Here is a 15229-nt window from a genome sequence, read left to right on the forward strand (position 1 = left end):
GATGAGTTTGTCAGTGGGTGGGAATGCGATCCGAGTCCATCATGAGTGGGTATTCCACAGTGCACGGCGCACTGCGCGCGGCGGAAAGAAATTGGCTTGGGCAACTGGAATCCGCCCTGTCCGCGGAGAATCTCACGGCCGACCACTGGTCCATGCTGTCGAACCTGTCCACCGATTCCGGCCTGACGATGAGCGAATTGGCCGGGCGGGCCCAGCTGCCGCCGTCCTCGGCGACCCGGCACGCGGACCATCTGGCCGAGCGCGGCCTGGTCTTCCGGCTCGCCGCCGAGGACGACCGGCGCCGCATCCTCATCGGACTCAGCGGCCTCGGCGCCGAACTGGTGGAGAAGGTGCGCGTGCACGAGCAGCGGGCCGAGGCCGAGCTGCGCGCCCACCTCGGCGCGCGCCGCTACGGTGACCTGCTCGCCGCGCTGACGGCCATCGCCGACATCTGAGACCCCGCGCCGGTGTCCTCTACGATCGCTGGCATGCCGGACTCGCTCACCGCCGCAACCACCGAGGGCCTGTGCGCCTTCATCGACGCCTCGCCCTCGCCGTTCCACGTCTGCGCGACGGTGGCGGAGGCCCTGCGCGCCGACGGTTTCACCCAGCTCGACGAGACGGCGGTGTGGACGCACGCGGAGGGCAGGTTCTTCGTGGTGCGCGGCGGCTCGCTCATCGCCTGGTCCACCGTGCCCGGCGCGCCCGGCTTCCGGGTGGTCGGCGCGCACACCGACAGCCCCAACCTGCGGGTCAAGCAGCACCCGGACCTGCTGTCCGCGGGCTGGCAGCTGGTCGGGCTCGAGCCCTACGGCGGCGCCTGGCTCAACTCCTGGCTCGACCGGGAACTCGGCGTCTCGGGCAGGCTGAGCGTGAACGACCGCGGCGTGGTGACGAATCTGCGCGTCCGCATCGACGAGCCGGTGCTGCGGGTGCCGCAGCTGGCCATCCACCTGTCCGAGGAGCGGCGCGGGGTCACCCTCGACCCGCAGCGGCACGTCAACGCGGTGTGGGCGATCGGCGACGAGCCCGCCTCCTTCCTCGACTTCGTGGCCGAACGGTCCGGCATCCGCCCCGCCGACGTGCTCGGCTGGGAACTGATGACCCACGACCTCGCCCCCAGCACGCTGGTCGGGCGCGACCGCGACCTGGTCAGCGCGCCACGGCTGGACAACCAGGCCACCTGCTACGCCGGGCTGGAGGCGTTCCGCGCGGCCGTCGACGCGCCGGGCGCGCACACCCCGGTGCTGGTCATGTTCGACCACGAGGAGGTCGGCAGCCAGTCCGACCGGGGCGCGCAGTCGGATCTGCTGCCCGCCGTGCTGGAGCGGATCGTGCTCGCCGGTGGCGGCGGCCGGGCGGAATACCTGGCCGCGCTGGCGGCGTCGGTGGTCGCCTCCGGGGACATGGCCCACGCCACCCACCCCAACTACCCCGAGCGGCACGAGCCCGCGCACCGCATCACCGTCGGGGGCGGACCGGTGCTGAAGGTCAACCAGAACCTGCGCTACGCCACCGACGCGGCGGGCGCGGGCGCGTTCGCGCTGGCCTGCGCGCAGGCGGGAGTTCCGTTGCAGCGCTACGTGCATCGCGCGGACCTGCCGTGTGGTTCGACCATCGGCCCGATGACCGCAGCGCGCACCGGCATCACCACCGTCGACGTGGGGGCCCCGCAGCTGGCGATGCACTCGGCGCGCGAGCTGATGGCCGCCGCCGACGTGCCCGCCTACGCGGCCGCGCTCGCGGCCTTCCTGACCGCCGAGCGGTAGCCGCCCGCGCGCCGCGGGTGGTAGGCGCACACCGCGTACACCAGCACCGCGAAGGTGCTCCAGACGTAGCTGCTGCCGATGATCTGCTCCCACCAGGTCCACGCCAGTTCCTTGTCGCCCGCGTGGCCGAGCAACCACTGGGGGCCGACGAGGAACATGATCGTGAAACTGCCGAGGGCGGTGACGTAGCCGGGGGAGCGGCGGCCGCGCACGAACGCGTCGACCCCCACCAGCAGCGCGGGCGCGACCCACACCCAGTGGTGTGACCAGGACACCGGGGAGACCAGCAGCACGGCCGCGGCGTTCACCAGCAGTGCGGCCACGGTCCGGTCCACCGAGAGCAGCCGGTGCATCCAGATCGCGGCCAGGATCACTGTGACGAAAGACAGCGTCAGCCACAGCGCGGTGGTGGTGGCGTCCGGCAGGCCGAGCCTGCACAGCGTGCCCTTGATCGACTGGTTGCCCGCGAAGTACGGCTGGCCGATGCGGGTCGTGTCGGTCAGCGTGTGCAGCCAGAACTGGGTGGAGTCCTCGGGGAACAGCAGGAACCCGACCCCGATCGCGGCCGCCGCCGAGACCAGCATGGTCCCGACCGCCTTCCAGTCCCGGCGCAGCAGGAAGTACAGCAGGTAGGCGGCGGGGATCAGCTTGATCGACACCGCGATGCCGATCAGCATGCCGCGCGGCCAGAACGTCCGCTTGGCGAGCACGTCGAGGCCGATCGCGGCCATGAGGACCAGGTTGATCTGGCCGAAGCTCAGCGTCTGGCGCACCGGCTCGAGGAACTGCGCGAAGCCGACACCGGCGACGACGATCGTCAGCACCGGCAGCCGGTCGAGGCCGGGGCGGACCCGGCCGAGCACCAGCCACAGCGTGATGCCGATGCTCAGGATCGAGGTCAGCAGCACGGCGATCTCGGCCACCGGCAGCGGCATGAGGGCCAGTGGCGCGAAGAACGCGGCGGCCAGCGGGGGATAGGTGAACGGAAGGGCGATGCCCATCACCTCGGGCAGCGGGCCGTAGAGGTCGCCGCCGTCGAGCCAGACCTGCGCGCCCGCCCGGTACACCTGCAGGTCGATGTAGCCGTACCACCACTGGGTCAGCACCGAGATGGTCGCCGATATCACACAGAGCCAGATCGCGGCGCCCAGCCAGCGCACCTGCCGCGTGTCGGGGGTGGCGCGCGTGGGTACAGGTAGGGAGGAGGGTCCGCTCTCCGCGTCGCCCGCTGGTGCGTCGGCGGGGCCGGGGTAAACCGGTTCCGGCGGCCTGACGGCGGCGGATGGCGGTGGATCGACCCGTTCGGCGACCCCCGGACTCTCGTTCACGGGCACAGACTAACGGTTGTCCCCCCGGTCAGAGCGCAGGCGGGTTCGGGCCGTCGTAGCCGCCCGACTAGACTTCGAGTCATCTTCCCCCGGTCGAAAGGACCCTGGTCTCCCGTGACTCTGCAGGTCGACACGGTCGCTACCGCCGCAGCCACCCCGGACGTTTCGCAGCCGTACAAGGAACTCGGTCTCAAGGACGACGAGTACGCCCGCATCAAGGAGATCCTCGGCCGCCGTCCCACCGACGCCGAACTCGCGATGTACTCGGTCATGTGGAGCGAGCACTGCTCCTACAAGTCCTCGAAGGTGCATCTGCGCTACTTCGGCCAGACCACCACCGACGAGATGAAGGCCTCCATGCTGGCCGGCATCGGCGAGAACGCGGGCGTCGTCGACGTCGGCGACGGCTGGGCGGTCACCTTCAAGGTCGAGAGCCACAACCATCCGTCCTACGTCGAGCCGTACCAGGGCGCGGCCACCGGCGTCGGCGGCATCGTGCGCGACATCATGGCGATGGGCGCGCGCCCGATCGCGGTCATGGACCAGCTGCGCTTCGGCGCGGCCGACGCGCCCGACACCCGCCGCGTGGTCGACGGCGTGGTCCGCGGCGTCGGCGGCTACGGCAACTCCCTCGGCCTGCCCAACGTCGGCGGCGAGACCGTCTTCGACGCCTCCTACCAGGGCAACCCGCTGGTCAACGCGCTGTGCGCCGGCGCGATGCGCGTCGAGGACCTGCACCTGGCCTTCGCCTCCGGCGCGGGCAACAAGATCATCCTGTTCGGCGCGCGCACCGGCCTCGACGGCATCGGCGGCGTGTCCGTGCTCGCCTCGGACACCTTCTCCGGCGACGAGTCCGGCACCGGCCGCAAGAAGCTGCCCAGCGTCCAGGTCGGCGACCCCTTCACCGAGAAGGTGCTCATCGAGTGCTGTCTCGAGCTGTACGCGGGCAAGCTGGTCGTCGGCATCCAGGACCTCGGCGGCGCCGGGCTGTCCTGCGCGACCTCCGAGCTGGCCGCCGCCGGTGACGGCGGCATGCACATCGACCTGACCAAGGTCCCGCTGCGCGCCAAGAACATGACCCCCGCCGAGATCCTGTCGAGCGAGTCGCAGGAGCGCATGTGCGCGGTGGTCACGCCCGAGAACGTGGACGCCTTCATGGCCGTCTGCAAGAAGTGGGACGTGCTGGCCACCGTCATCGGCGAGGTCACCGACGGCGACCACCTGGTCATCACCTGGCACGGCGAGACCGTGGTCGACGTGCCGCCGCGCACCGTCGCCCACGACGGCCCGGTCTACGAGCGCCCGGTCCGGCGCCCGGACTACCAGGACGCCCTGATCGCCGATACCCCGGACGCCCTGCCCCGGCCGAAGACCGCCGAGGAACTGCGCGCCACCCTGCTGCAGATGATCGCCAGCCCGCAGCTGTGCAGCCGCAAGTGGATCACCGAGCAGTACGACCGCTACGTCCGCGGCAACACCGTGCTGGCCGAGCACGCCGACGCGGGCGTGATCCGCATCGACGAGGAGTCCGGCCGCGGCATCGCCCTGGCCACCGACGCGTCGGGCCGCTACACCAAGCTCGACCCGTACACCGGTGCGCAGCTGGCGCTGGCCGAGGCCTTCCGCAACGTCGCCACCACCGGCGCCACCCCCAAGGCCGTCACCAACTGCCTGAACTTCGGTTCGCCGGAGGACCCGGGCGTGATGTGGCAGTTCCAGCAGGCCGTGCGCGGCCTGGCCGACGGCTGCGCCACGCTGGGCATCCCGGTCACCGGCGGCAACGTCAGCTTCTACAACCAGACCGGCCAGGACGCCATCCTGCCGACCCCGGTGGTCGGCGTGCTCGGCGTCATCGACGACGTGCACCGCCGCATCCCGACCGGTCTCGGCCTCGAGCCCGGCGAGACGCTGATCCTGCTGGGCGAGACCCACGACGAGTTCGGCGGCTCGATCTGGTCGCAGGTCGCCCACGACCACCTCGGCGGCGTCCCGCCGAAGGTCGACTTCGCCCGCGAGCAGCTGCTTTCGGAGGTGCTGACCTCCGGCTCCCGCGACGGCATGATCTCCGCGGCGCACGACCTGTCCGAGGGCGGCCTCGCGCAGGCCGTCGTCGAGGCGGCCCTGGCCGGGGAGACCGGCTGCCGCATCCTGCTGCCCGAGGGCTCGGACCCGTTCGTGCAGCTGTTCTCCGAGTCGGCGGGCCGCGTGCTGGTCGCCGTGCCGCGCTCGGAGGAGACCCGCTTCACGAAGATGTGCGACGCGCGTCAGCTGCCGTGGACCCGTATCGGCGTGGTCGACCAGGGCTCGGATTCGATCGAGGTGCAGGGACAATTCTCGGTCCCGCTCGCCGAGTTGCGCGAGGCTTTCGAGGGCACGCTGCCTAAGCTGTTCGGAGCGCACACCGCCTGACCGGTCGGCGCCCGGGGCCCCGTGCCCCGGGCGCTGTCGTCTCCGCTCGGGCGCCCGAGGAGGGAGCCGAGCATGTCCACGGAAGTCTCCGGGCCGGACGAGGACACCCCCGCGCCCGTCGCCGAGCCGGCGTCGCCGCCCGCGGAAACGGACAATCCCGTACTGCGCGCGCTACACGCCGTCGACCGGTTCTTCCACCCGAACTACACCGGGCTGGTCGTGGCGACCATGTTCTACGGCTGGTCGATGACCCCGTCGCTGCTGCCGCGCGACTGGTTCTTCCAGGGCCTGCTCAGCGGTATCAACGCCACCATCGGCTACGGCGGCGGCTGCCTGCTCGCCTGGGCCTGGCGGCGCTGGGTGGTCCCCCGGGTGACGCTGCCCGCGCGGGCCGCCGAACTCTGGGACCGGCGGCCGACGTGGACCGCGGCCGCCGTGCGGACGCTGATCGTGCTGGCCTGCCTGGCGTTCGCCACCGTCATGACCATCCGGTCCTCGCACTGGCAGCGGCAGATCCTCGAACTCATGGGCATGCCGCCCGACACCGACAGCAGCTTCCTGCGTGCCCTGCTGGTCGGCGCCGTCGTGGTGTTCCTGCTGGTGTGGATCTCGCGGCTGCTGGCCCGGCTGGTCGGCTGGGTCGCCCGTGAGCTGAACAAGTGGCTGCGGGTTCCCCGCAGCGTCGCCAAACCCGTCGGGGTGCTGATCGTCGGCGTGCTCGCGGTGCTGCTCTTCAACGGTGTGCTCGCCAAAGGCTTCTTCGCCGTCGCCAATTCGGCGTTCAGCGTGCGCAACAGCCACACCTCGCCGCACGCGAGCCAGCCGACGCTGCCCGAACGTTCGGGCAGCCCGGAGTCGCTGGCGAAGTGGGACACCCTCGGTTCCGAGGGGCGCTGGTTCGTCTCCTACGTGCCGAACGCGCTGCAGATCAGCCAGGTCACGGGGCGCCCGGCCAAGGAACCGATCCGCGTGTACGCGGGGCTGGAGTCCGCCGACGGCGTCGAGGCGCAGACCGACCTGGCCGTCGCCGAGCTCGACCGCACCCGGGCCTGGGAACGCAAGGCCCTCGTCGTGATCACCACCACCGGCACCGGCTGGGTCGACTCGTCGAGCGCCGAGGCGGTCGAACTCATGTACGGCGGCGACTCCGCCCTCGTCGCCACCCAGTACTCGTATCTGCCCAGCGCGCTGTCGTTCCTGTCGGACCGGGACAAGTCGATGACCATGGGCCGCACCCTGTTCGACAAGGTCTACGCCCGCTGGTCGGAGCTGCCGGAGAACGCCAGGCCCAAGCTGCTCGTCTACGGCGAGAGCCTGGGCTCGCAGGGCGCCGAGGGCGCCTTCTCCGGCCTGGCCGACCTGCGCAACCGCACCGACGGCGTGCTGTTCGTCGGCCCGCCGAATTCGAACCGGCTGTGGTCGGAATTCGTGCGCCGCCGCGACCCCGGCAGCCCCGAGATCGTTCCGGTCTACGCCGACGGCCTCTCGGTCCGCTTCGCCGCCGACAGCCCGCAGCTCGGCCAACCCGGCCCGAACTGGACCGAGCCGCGCATCGTCTACCTCCAGCACGCCTCCGACCCGGTGGTGTGGTGGTCGCCGGATCTGCTGTTCTCCGAACCGGACTGGCTGCGCGAGCCGCACGGGCCCGACGTCTCTCCGTCGATGGCCTGGTACCCGATCGTCACCTTCTGGCAGGTGGCCGCGGATCTGCCGCGCGCGCAGACGGTCTCGAACGGGCACGGTCACAACTACGGCTCCCTGGTGCAGGACGCGTGGGCCACGATCGCCCAGCCGCCGGACTACACGCCTGAGGTGGCCGACCGCATCCGGCTCTTCATCCAGGAGTCGGCGGCCACCGAGCACCAGCTCAAGTGACGGCACCGCCGGGTGGCCCGAACCCCTCGATCGGGCCACCCGGCGGGGTCACGCGGCGTGCTTGAACGGATCGTGTTCCGCGATCAGCTTTTCCAGGCGCGCCTCGTCGATGCGGCCGAGCAGCGCGGCGCTCTCCTGCTGGTCGCGCACGACCTTGGCCAGGGTGAAGCAGCTGGTCACCAGGAACAGCACGGACATGCCGAGGAAGCCGCGCTGCCAGGAATCCAGCGGCAGGTAGAAGATGCCGACGCCGACGCCGAACATGCTGACGCCGAACGCGATAGCCGCCTGGGCCACGTAGGCCGAGGTGTTCTTCGGCTTGGTGCTCGATGTGCTCATGCACCGAGGATCCCCGTCCGGCGACCGCCGCGAACGCGTACAACTACTCGAGCGCGGTGGGTAGTTGCCGCGTCATCGGGAGTGATCGACCCGCTACCGCAACCTGCGCGCGGCGTCGGTGCCGCCCGCCATACTGGTCAGCGTGTCCGCCACCGGAAGCACCCTGGCCACGCTGCGCACGCGCGGCGTGGTCGTCGTGCGCCGGATCGAGCGGATCGTCGACCTCAACTACGTCGGCCTCGCCGTGGCCACCCTGTTCTTCGCGCTGTCGCTGACGCCGTCGCTGGTGCCCCGTGACTGGCTGTTCCAGGGCCTGATCAGCGGGATCAACGCCGCCCTCGGCTACGGGCTCGGCTGCGTGCTCGAGTGGGTCTTCCGGCGCTGGGTGCGGCCGAGGATCCCCGTGCCGCCGCCGCCCGCGCGGGCGCGATACCTGATCAAGGGCGCCGTCCTCGTCGGCTGCGCGCTCGTGGCCGCGGTCATGCTGATCCAGTCGGCGCGCTGGCAGCGCGAGCTGACCGCGGTCATGGGCATGGCGGGCACGACGACCCCGGCCTACCTGCGGACCGGGCTGCTCAGCGTGGCCGTCGGCGCGGCGGTCGTCGCCGTCTACCGGACCGTCCGCGCGCTGGTGCTGTTCGTGGCCCGCCAGCTCAACCGGTGGGTGCGGGTGCCGCGCGAGCTCGCCCCCGCCGTGGGGGCGCTGGTGCTGGTGGTGCTCACGGTGACCCTGTTCAACGGCGTGGCCTCGCGGGCGTTCTTCGCGGTCGCCAACTCGGCGTTCAGCGTCCGCAACGACCTGACCTCCGACAACGCGCTGCCGCCGATCCTGCCCGAACGGTCGGGCAGCCCCGCCTCGGAGTCGCGCTGGGAGACACTGGGTTTCGAGGGCCGCTGGTTCGTCTCGCACGGGCCGGACGCGCGCCGGATCGCGGCCGTCACCGGGCGGCCCGCCCGGGAACCGATCCGCGCCTACGTGGGTCTCGAGTCGGTGCGCGGCGGACAGTCGGCCGCCGACCTCGCGGTCGCCGAGCTGGAACGGACCGGGGCCTTCGAGCGCCGGGTGCTCGTGGTCGTCACCACCACCGGCACCGGCTGGGTGAACTCCACCGCCGCCGACGCCGTCGAGTACCTCGCGGGCGGCGACAGCGCGCTGGTGGCCACCCAGTACTCGTATCTGCCCAGCGTGCTGTCGTTCCTGTCGGACCGGGAGAAGGCCGCCGCGGCCGGGCGCGAGCTGTTCGACGCGGTTTACCGGCGCTGGCAGCAGCGGCCGGAGGGAGCCCGGCCCAAGCTCTTCGTCTACGGCGAGAGCCTGGGATCGCAGGGGTCCGAGGCCGCCTTCGACGGCCTGGCCGACCTGCGGGAGAAGGTCGACGGCGCGCTCTGGGTCGGACCGCCCAACTCCAACCGGCTGTGGCGCCAGTTCGTCACCCGCCGCGATCCCGGTTCGCCGGAGATGTACCCCGTCTACGCCGACGGGCTGGTGGTGCGCTTCGCCACCGACGCCGCCGAATTGCGCGAGCCGACCGAACCCTGGCGTGAACCGCGCATCGCCTACCTGCAGCACCCGTCCGACCCGGTGGTGTGGTGGTCGGCGGATCTGCTGTTCACGCGGCCGGACTGGCTCAGCGAGCCGCGACGCGGCGACGTCTCCGGCCAGATGCGCTGGGCGCCGATCGTCACGTTCTGGCAGGTCAGCGCGGATCTCACCAACGCGCAAGGGGTTTCGGACGGCCACGGTCACCGCTACGGCACCCTGGTGCTCGACGGCTGGGTCGCGGTGACCGGGCTCGGCCCCGACCCGGCCCTGGTCGAACGGGTCCGGGGCGAGCTGGTCGCCGCCGAGCGGGAAGAGCTGGAAACCAAGTGAGCGCGGGCGGTCTCGCGCGGCGCGGGCCCGCCGGCGCCCGTCCCGGACGACGCGCCATCGGGCCCGGGCGCGGCCGGGCGAGCCGGTCGGCGACCGGCCGCGCCGTCCTCGCCCTGCTGCTCGCCCCGGCCTGGTCGAACGGCGTCCTGCCCCGGCTCGGGCTGCCGCGGCGGGGCCGCACGGCGGCGAACCTGCTGTTCGCGCTGGCCTTTTCGCGCTCGCTGGGCGGTCGGCCGCGCTGGCGGTCGCGATCCGGGCTGCGCTGGGGCGCCGGGTCCGCCGCCGTGGTGCTCGCCGGATACGGCGCGGCCCTGGCGATTCCGGGGCCGCGCCGGGCGCTCGTCGCCGCCGCGGGGCGCGCGCCGGAGGTGTCGACGGTGGAGTGGGCGCTGTTGCACATCCCGGTCGGGACCGTGCTGGCCGAGGAGTCGGTGTTCCGGGGCACGATCGACCCGCTGCTCGCGGAGGCGGCCGGACCGTCGGGGGTCCTCCTCGGCGCCGTCGACTTCGGGCTCTGGCACGTGGCGCCCGCCCGCGCGGCGGGGGACCCGGTCGGCGCGACGGTGGCGATCACCACGCTGGCCGGCGTCCTGTTCTCGGAGCTGCGCAGGCGCAGCGGCAGCGCCACCGCGCCCGCGCTGCTGCATCTGGCGATCAACGCGGGCGGCGCGGTCGCCCCGATCCTGGCGAGCAGGCTGGACCGGCGCCGCGCCGCCCCGGCGGGGTCGCCGATCGAGGGGTGGCGGTCGCGGGCGGGCCGCGGTGTCGGGGACGGTCGGTAGGGTCTGCTGACGTGGCGCGACGAAGTGGAACCGATCCGGCGGAAGTGCGGGCGGCGGTGCTCGCGGTGGGCGACTGGCTGACCGACGAGGCGGCGCCCGCGCCCGCCCGCGCGGAACTCGCCGCCGCGGTGCGCGGGAGCGCGCGGGCGCTGGCCGCCGCCGCGCCCGGTCACTCGGTGGAGGTCCGTGTGCCGCCGTTCGTCGCGGTGCAGTGCGTCGAAGGGCCGCGGCACACGAGGGGCACGCCGCCGAACGTCGTCGAGACCGACCCCCGCACCTGGCTGCGCCTGGTGACGGGGGAGACCGCCCTCGCCGACGCGATCGAGAGCGGCGCGGTCTCGGCCAGCGGGTCCCGCGCCACGGAGATCGGGCACTGGCTGCCGCTGCTGCGGCTGCCGGGCGCCTGACCGCCGAGCCGCCCGGCGGCCGCTGCGCTCAGGCGGCCGCGGCCTTTTTCTTGTCGTCCTTGTCGACCAGGTTCTCCCGGTGCAGGCCCTTGTAGTCGTAGTACTTGGTGATCGCGATGCCGCCGACCAGGGCGATGGCCAGGCCGAGCAGCGACATCCAGATCCCGCGACCGAGGCCCGCGCTGTAGTCGGACTCGAAGTACAGGATCGAGCGGACGCCGAGGAACACCTGGTGCATGGGCTCGAACTCGGCGAGCCACGCGATGTAGGTCGGTGTCGCCTCGATCGGGACCGTACCGCTCGAGGAGGGCAGGCCGAGGATGAGGAAGACGGCCAGGTTGATCAGCAGGCCCGCCGTGCCGAAGGCGGCCAGCGAGGCCATGCACGTCATGCCGACCGCGATCAGCGCGAGCACCGAGAACAGGAACAGCTGCACCGGCCGCTCGATCGGGATGTCGAGGGCCTTCGCGACGAGCAGATAGATCAGTGACACCACGTTGGCCACCACGATCATCACGCCCCACTTGATCAGCAGCGTGTGGAAGCGCGAGATCGGCTGGGGCGGATAGTGCACGTACCAGGGCCCGTACTCGGTCGGCTGGAAGCCGAGTTGCGCGTCGACCATGGTGTGGATGACCATCGCGCCGACCACGCCCGCCATCAGGATGAGCAGCGCGTAGAAGAACGCGGTCAGGCCCATGCCGAGGTTGGCGCCCAGCGGCCGCCACTCCTGCTCGACGACCTGGATCGGCGTGGCCAGGGTCAGCGCGGCGGCGCCGGAGACCTGCGGCGCGGGGGCGCCCGCCGGTGTCGCGGCGAGGGTGTCGCGGACCTGCGTGGTCAGCTGCTGGCCCACCTGCTTGTTCACCTCGGTCATCGCCCGCTCGCCGATGCGGTTGACGATGCCCGCGGAGTACGGGCCCATCCGCGGACTGGTCATGACGGTGATGATCGGGCGCTCGATCTCGCCGCCGACCACGCTGCCGACGCCGAGGATCCCCAGGCGTTTGCTGAAGTCGCCGGGGATGATGATGACGCCGTAGATCTGCGCGGAACGGAGCAACCGCTCCGCCTCGGCGATGCCGACGACCTTCAGGTCCACCTGGTCGGCGGGCACGCCCGCCTCCAGCGCCTCGGCGACCTGCTTGCCGAAGTTGACCTGCTCGGTCCTCCCGCCCCGGTCGATGGTGTCGCCGACGTCCTGGTTGACCAGCGCGACCGGGAAGTCGTGCAGATTGCCCTCCGGGTCGGAGATGTAGGCGAGGTACATCACGCCGAGCAGCGTCATCACCACGGTCAGGACGGCGGTCGGCGCCAGCAGGATCCGCGCCCAGCGGCGCGGGGGAATCCGCAGTGTGTCCAACGTCGCTCCGGCCGGGGCGGCGGTATCGGAATCCCGGGACCCCGCTCCGGTGTTTTCCGGGGTGGACGCTGGGGAATCAGCGGGCTCGTGCGCACTGTCATCGGTGGTCACGGTCGGCACCGTAACAGCTGGCCCCCCAGAATTCGCGTGATCACACCTGTGGATTGCGCCGGGTTTGCGCCGTGGCGTACGTCGAGTTCGTTTTCACCCGTAGAATGACGGGTGCCCCCACCCCCGCCCGAACAGGGAGCACACGGTGACCAACGCCGATCTATCGATCGACAGCACTTCTGCCGCAGCGGACCAGCCCGAGAACGAGCCCCGCGAGGAGTGCGGAGTCTTCGGAGTCTGGGCGCCGCACGAGGACGTGGCCAAGCTCACATATTACGGTCTCTATGCGTTGCAGCACCGTGGTCAGGAAGCGGCCGGTATCGCCGTCTCCGACGGTTCGCAGATCCTCGTCTTCAAGGATCTCGGCCTGGTCAGCCAGGTCTTCGACGAACAGACCCTGGGGGCCATGCCCGGCCACATCGCCGTCGGGCACTGTCGCTACTCCACCACCGGTGGCGTCACCTGGGAGAACGCGCAGCCCATCTTCCGCACCACCGCCGTCGGCTCCGGTCTCGCGCTCGGCCACAACGGCAACCTGGTCAACACCGCCGAATTGGCCGATCGCGCACGCGAACTCGGACTCAACGGCCCCGGCGTCGTCGACGGTCGCCCGCAGCTGACGGGCGCGACCTCCGACTCCGACATCGTCACCGCGCTGCTGGCCCACGCCGCCGCGGACTCGAGCATCGAGCAGGCCGCCATGGACCTGCTGCCGCAACTGCGCGGCGCCTTCTGCCTCACCTTCATGGACGAGCACACCCTCTACGCCGCCCGCGACCCGTGGGGCGTGCGGCCGCTGTGCCTCGGCAGGCTGGACCGCGGCTGGGTCGTCGCCTCCGAGACCGCCGCCCTCGACATCGTCGGCGCCGCGTTCGTCCGCGAGATCGAGCCGGGCGAGCTGCTGGCGATCGACGCCGACGGCGTGCGGTCCATGCGCTTCGCCAACCCCGAGCCCAAGGGCTGCGTCTTCGAGTACGTCTACCTGGCCCGCCCCGACTCCACCATCTCCGGCCGCTCGGTGCACGCCACCCGCGTGGAGATCGGCCGCCGCCTGGCCGCCGAGAGCCCGGTCGAGGCCGACCTGGTCATCCCGGTGCCCGAGTCCGGCACCCCCGCCGCCGTGGGCTACGCGCAGGGCTCGGGCGTGCCCTACGGCCAGGGCCTGATGAAGAACGCCTACGTCGGGCGCACCTTCATCCAGCCGAGCCAGACCATCCGCCAGCTCGGCATCCGGCTCAAGCTCAACCCGCTGCGCGAGGTCATCCGCGGCAAGCGGCTCATCGTCGTCGACGACTCGATCGTGCGCGGCAACACCCAGCGCGCGCTCATCCGCATGCTGCGCGAGGCGGGCGCGCTCGAGATCCACGTGCGCATCGCCTCCCCGCCGGTCAAGTGGCCCTGCTTCTACGGCATCGACTTCGCCTCGCGCGCGGAGCTGATCGCCAACGGCGCGGGCACCGACGACAGCTACGAGGAGATGGTCGAGAACGTGCGCCGGTCCATCGGCGCCGACAGCCTCGGCTACATCTCCACCGAGGGCATGATCGCCGCCACCGAGCAGCCGCGTTCGCGCCTGTGCTGCGCCTGCTTCGACGGCACCTACCCGATCCAGCTCCCGACCGAGGCGGCCATCGGCAAGAACGTGCTGGAAGGCATGCTCTCCGGTCGTTCCGAGGCCGAACTGCTCGGCGAGAACGCCAACGCGGACGCGCTCAGCCGCCCCTGACCGCCGGTGTTCGTGGGTCCGAGGTTGCCGGGCCGAAGCCAATGCGACAATGGACCCGCAATCTATCCGCCGATTCGGTTTGGAGCTCTCCGCAAAAATGACTGAACAGACCCCCCTCGGTGCCGGCGCCTCGTACGCCGCCGCCGGCGTCGACATCGAAGCCGGAGATCGAGCCGTCGAGTTGTTCGGGCCATTGGCGAAGAAGGCGAGCCGACCCGAGGTGCAGGGCGGCCTCGGTGGTTTCGCGGGTCTGTTCGCGCTGAAGGGCGGCTACCGCGAGCCGCTGCTCGCCGCCTCCACCGACGGCGTCGGCACCAAGATCGCCGTCGCGCAGGCACTGGACAAGCACGACACCGTCGGCCTCGACCTGGTCGCCATGGTCGTCGACGACCTGGTGGTCTGCGGTGCCGAGCCGCTGTTCCTGCAGGACTACATCGCCATCGGCAAGGTTGTCCCGGAGAAGGTGGCCGAGCTGGTCTCGGGTATCGCCGAGGGCTGCGTCAAGGCCGGTTGCGCCCTGCTGGGCGGCGAGACCGCCGAGCACCCCGGCCTGATGGACCCCGACGACTACGACCTGTCGGCCACCGGCGTCGGCGTGGTGGAAGCGGACTCGGTGCTCGGCCCGGACCGGGTGCGCCCCGGCGACGTGGTCATCGCGATGGGCTCCTCGGGCCTGCACTCCAACGGCTACAGCCTGGCCCGCAAGGTCCTGCTCGAGATCGACCGCATGTCCCTCACGGGCTACGTCGAGGAGTTCGGCCGCACCCTCGGCGAGGAGCTGCTCGAGCCGACCCGCATCTACGCCAAGGACTGCCTCGCGCTGATCGCCGAGACCGACGTGCGCACCTTCGCCCACGTCACCGGCGGCGGCCTGGCCGCCAACCTGGCCCGCGTGCTGCCCGCCGGCCTGGTCGCCGAGCTGGACCGCGGCACCTGGAACCCGGCCCCGGTGTTCCGTCTCATCGCCCAGCGCGGCCGCGTCGAGCGCGTCGAGATGGAGAAGACCTTCAACATGGGCGTCGGCATGGTCGCCATCGTCGCGCCCGAGGACGCCGACCGCGCCCTGGCGGTGCTGACCGCCCGCCACATCGACTGCTGGACCCTCGGCACGGTCAAGAAGGCCGCCGACGCCGAGGCGCCGCGCGCGATCCTGCTGGGCGAGCACCCGCGGTTCTGAATCCGCTTTCCGTCAGGGGCCGTCGCGCGCAGCGGCGGCCCCTGACGCGTCAGCCGTCGACGAGTTGCCG

At 71.7% G+C, this 15229-nt stretch carries 12 protein-coding genes; 9 read left to right on the forward strand and 3 right to left on the reverse strand.

Annotated elements, in window-relative coordinates; all coding sequences use genetic code 11:
- The first annotated feature begins 41 nt into the window (after positions 1-41).
- Positions 42-455 (forward strand): MarR family winged helix-turn-helix transcriptional regulator, encoded by a 414-nt coding sequence (locus tag ON36_RS02875; RefSeq protein ID WP_043647431.1) that lies wholly within the window; start codon positions 42-44, stop codon positions 453-455.
- Positions 456-488: 33 nt separating this feature from the next.
- Positions 489-1769 carry a M18 family aminopeptidase gene (locus ON36_RS02880; RefSeq protein WP_043647400.1) on the forward strand — a complete coding sequence of 427 codons (1281 nt, stop codon included), beginning with the start codon at positions 489-491 and terminating at the stop codon, positions 1767-1769.
- On the opposite strand, the gene ON36_RS02885 is transcribed toward ON36_RS02880, so the two are convergent.
- Positions 1727-2929, reverse strand: coding sequence for a glycosyltransferase 87 family protein (locus ON36_RS02885; protein WP_043647401.1), 1203 nt, complete (start codon positions 2927-2929; stop codon positions 1727-1729). The genes ON36_RS02880 and ON36_RS02885 overlap by 43 nt on opposite strands.
- Before the next feature lie 282 nt (positions 2930-3211).
- Here ON36_RS02885 and purL point away from each other — a divergent pair, with 282 nt between their 5' ends.
- Together purL and ON36_RS02895 are read left to right on the forward strand one after the other, a co-directional pair.
- The gene (gene purL, locus ON36_RS02890) at positions 3212-5506 is read left to right on the forward strand and encodes a phosphoribosylformylglycinamidine synthase subunit PurL (protein ID WP_043647402.1); all 2295 of its coding nucleotides are present in this window, start codon (positions 3212-3214) and stop codon (positions 5504-5506) included.
- 72 nt (positions 5507-5578) lie between these two features.
- Entirely contained in the window at positions 5579-7381 is a 1803-nt protein-coding gene (locus tag ON36_RS02895) for an alpha/beta hydrolase (RefSeq protein ID WP_083884870.1), read from the forward strand.
- A gap of 48 nt (positions 7382-7429) precedes the next feature.
- On the opposite strand, the gene ON36_RS02900 is transcribed toward ON36_RS02895, so the two are convergent.
- Positions 7430-7720: a YiaA/YiaB family inner membrane protein gene (locus ON36_RS02900; protein WP_043647403.1), complete on the reverse strand. Its 291-nt coding sequence runs from the start codon at positions 7718-7720 to the stop codon at positions 7430-7432.
- 142 nt (positions 7721-7862) lie between these two features.
- On the opposite strand from ON36_RS02900, the gene ON36_RS02905 reads away from it, so the two are divergent.
- From ON36_RS02905 to ON36_RS02915, 3 genes are read left to right on the forward strand one after another with little or no spacing between them, the layout of a single operon-like run.
- Positions 7863-9593, forward strand: coding sequence for an alpha/beta hydrolase (locus tag ON36_RS02905; protein WP_083884872.1), 1731 nt, complete (start codon positions 7863-7865; stop codon positions 9591-9593).
- Entirely contained in the window at positions 9590-10375 is a 786-nt protein-coding gene (locus tag ON36_RS02910; RefSeq protein WP_245557854.1) for a CPBP family intramembrane glutamic endopeptidase, read from the forward strand. The genes ON36_RS02905 and ON36_RS02910 overlap by 4 nt, the downstream gene beginning before the upstream one ends.
- A gap of 11 nt (positions 10376-10386) precedes the next feature.
- Positions 10387-10782 carry a sterol carrier family protein gene (locus ON36_RS02915; protein WP_043647404.1) on the forward strand — a complete coding sequence of 132 codons (396 nt, stop codon included), beginning with the start codon at positions 10387-10389 and terminating at the stop codon, positions 10780-10782.
- A 28-nt stretch (positions 10783-10810) separates the two neighbouring features.
- Here ON36_RS02915 and ON36_RS02920 read toward each other — a convergent pair whose 3' ends face one another.
- Positions 10811-12145 carry a YhgE/Pip domain-containing protein gene (locus tag ON36_RS02920; protein WP_306306895.1) on the reverse strand — a complete coding sequence of 445 codons (1335 nt, stop codon included), beginning with the start codon at positions 12143-12145 and terminating at the stop codon, positions 10811-10813.
- Positions 12146-12401: 256 nt separating this feature from the next.
- Between ON36_RS02920 and purF the strand changes: the two genes are divergently transcribed.
- Both purF and purM read left to right on the forward strand, forming a co-directional pair.
- Positions 12402-13982 carry an amidophosphoribosyltransferase gene (gene purF / locus ON36_RS02925; RefSeq protein ID WP_043647405.1) on the forward strand — a complete coding sequence of 527 codons (1581 nt, stop codon included), beginning with the start codon at positions 12402-12404 and terminating at the stop codon, positions 13980-13982.
- Positions 13983-14079: 97 nt separating this feature from the next.
- A complete protein-coding gene (gene purM, locus ON36_RS02930) occupies positions 14080-15159 on the forward strand; it encodes a phosphoribosylformylglycinamidine cyclo-ligase (RefSeq protein ID WP_043647406.1) in 1080 nt (359 codons plus the stop codon).
- The last annotated feature ends 70 nt before the right edge of the window (positions 15160-15229 follow it).

The organism is Nocardia thailandica NBRC 100428, from assembly GCF_000308795.1.
Classification (GTDB): Bacteria; Actinomycetota; Actinomycetes; order Mycobacteriales; family Mycobacteriaceae; genus Nocardia; species Nocardia thailandica.

Coding starts and splice junctions, on each gene's coding strand:
- ON36_RS02875 (WP_043647431.1), top strand. CDS start 42: ATGAGTGGGTATTCCACAGTGCACGGCGCACTGCGCGCGGCGGAAAGA.
- ON36_RS02880 (WP_043647400.1), top strand. CDS start 489: ATGCCGGACTCGCTCACCGCCGCAACCACCGAGGGCCTGTGCGCCTTC.
- ON36_RS02895 (WP_083884870.1), top strand. CDS start 5,579: ATGTCCACGGAAGTCTCCGGGCCGGACGAGGACACCCCCGCGCCCGTC.
- ON36_RS02900 (WP_043647403.1), bottom strand. CDS start 7,720: ATGAGCACATCGAGCACCAAGCCGAAGAACACCTCGGCCTACGTGGCC.
- purM (WP_043647406.1), top strand. CDS start 14,080: ATGACTGAACAGACCCCCCTCGGTGCCGGCGCCTCGTACGCCGCCGCC.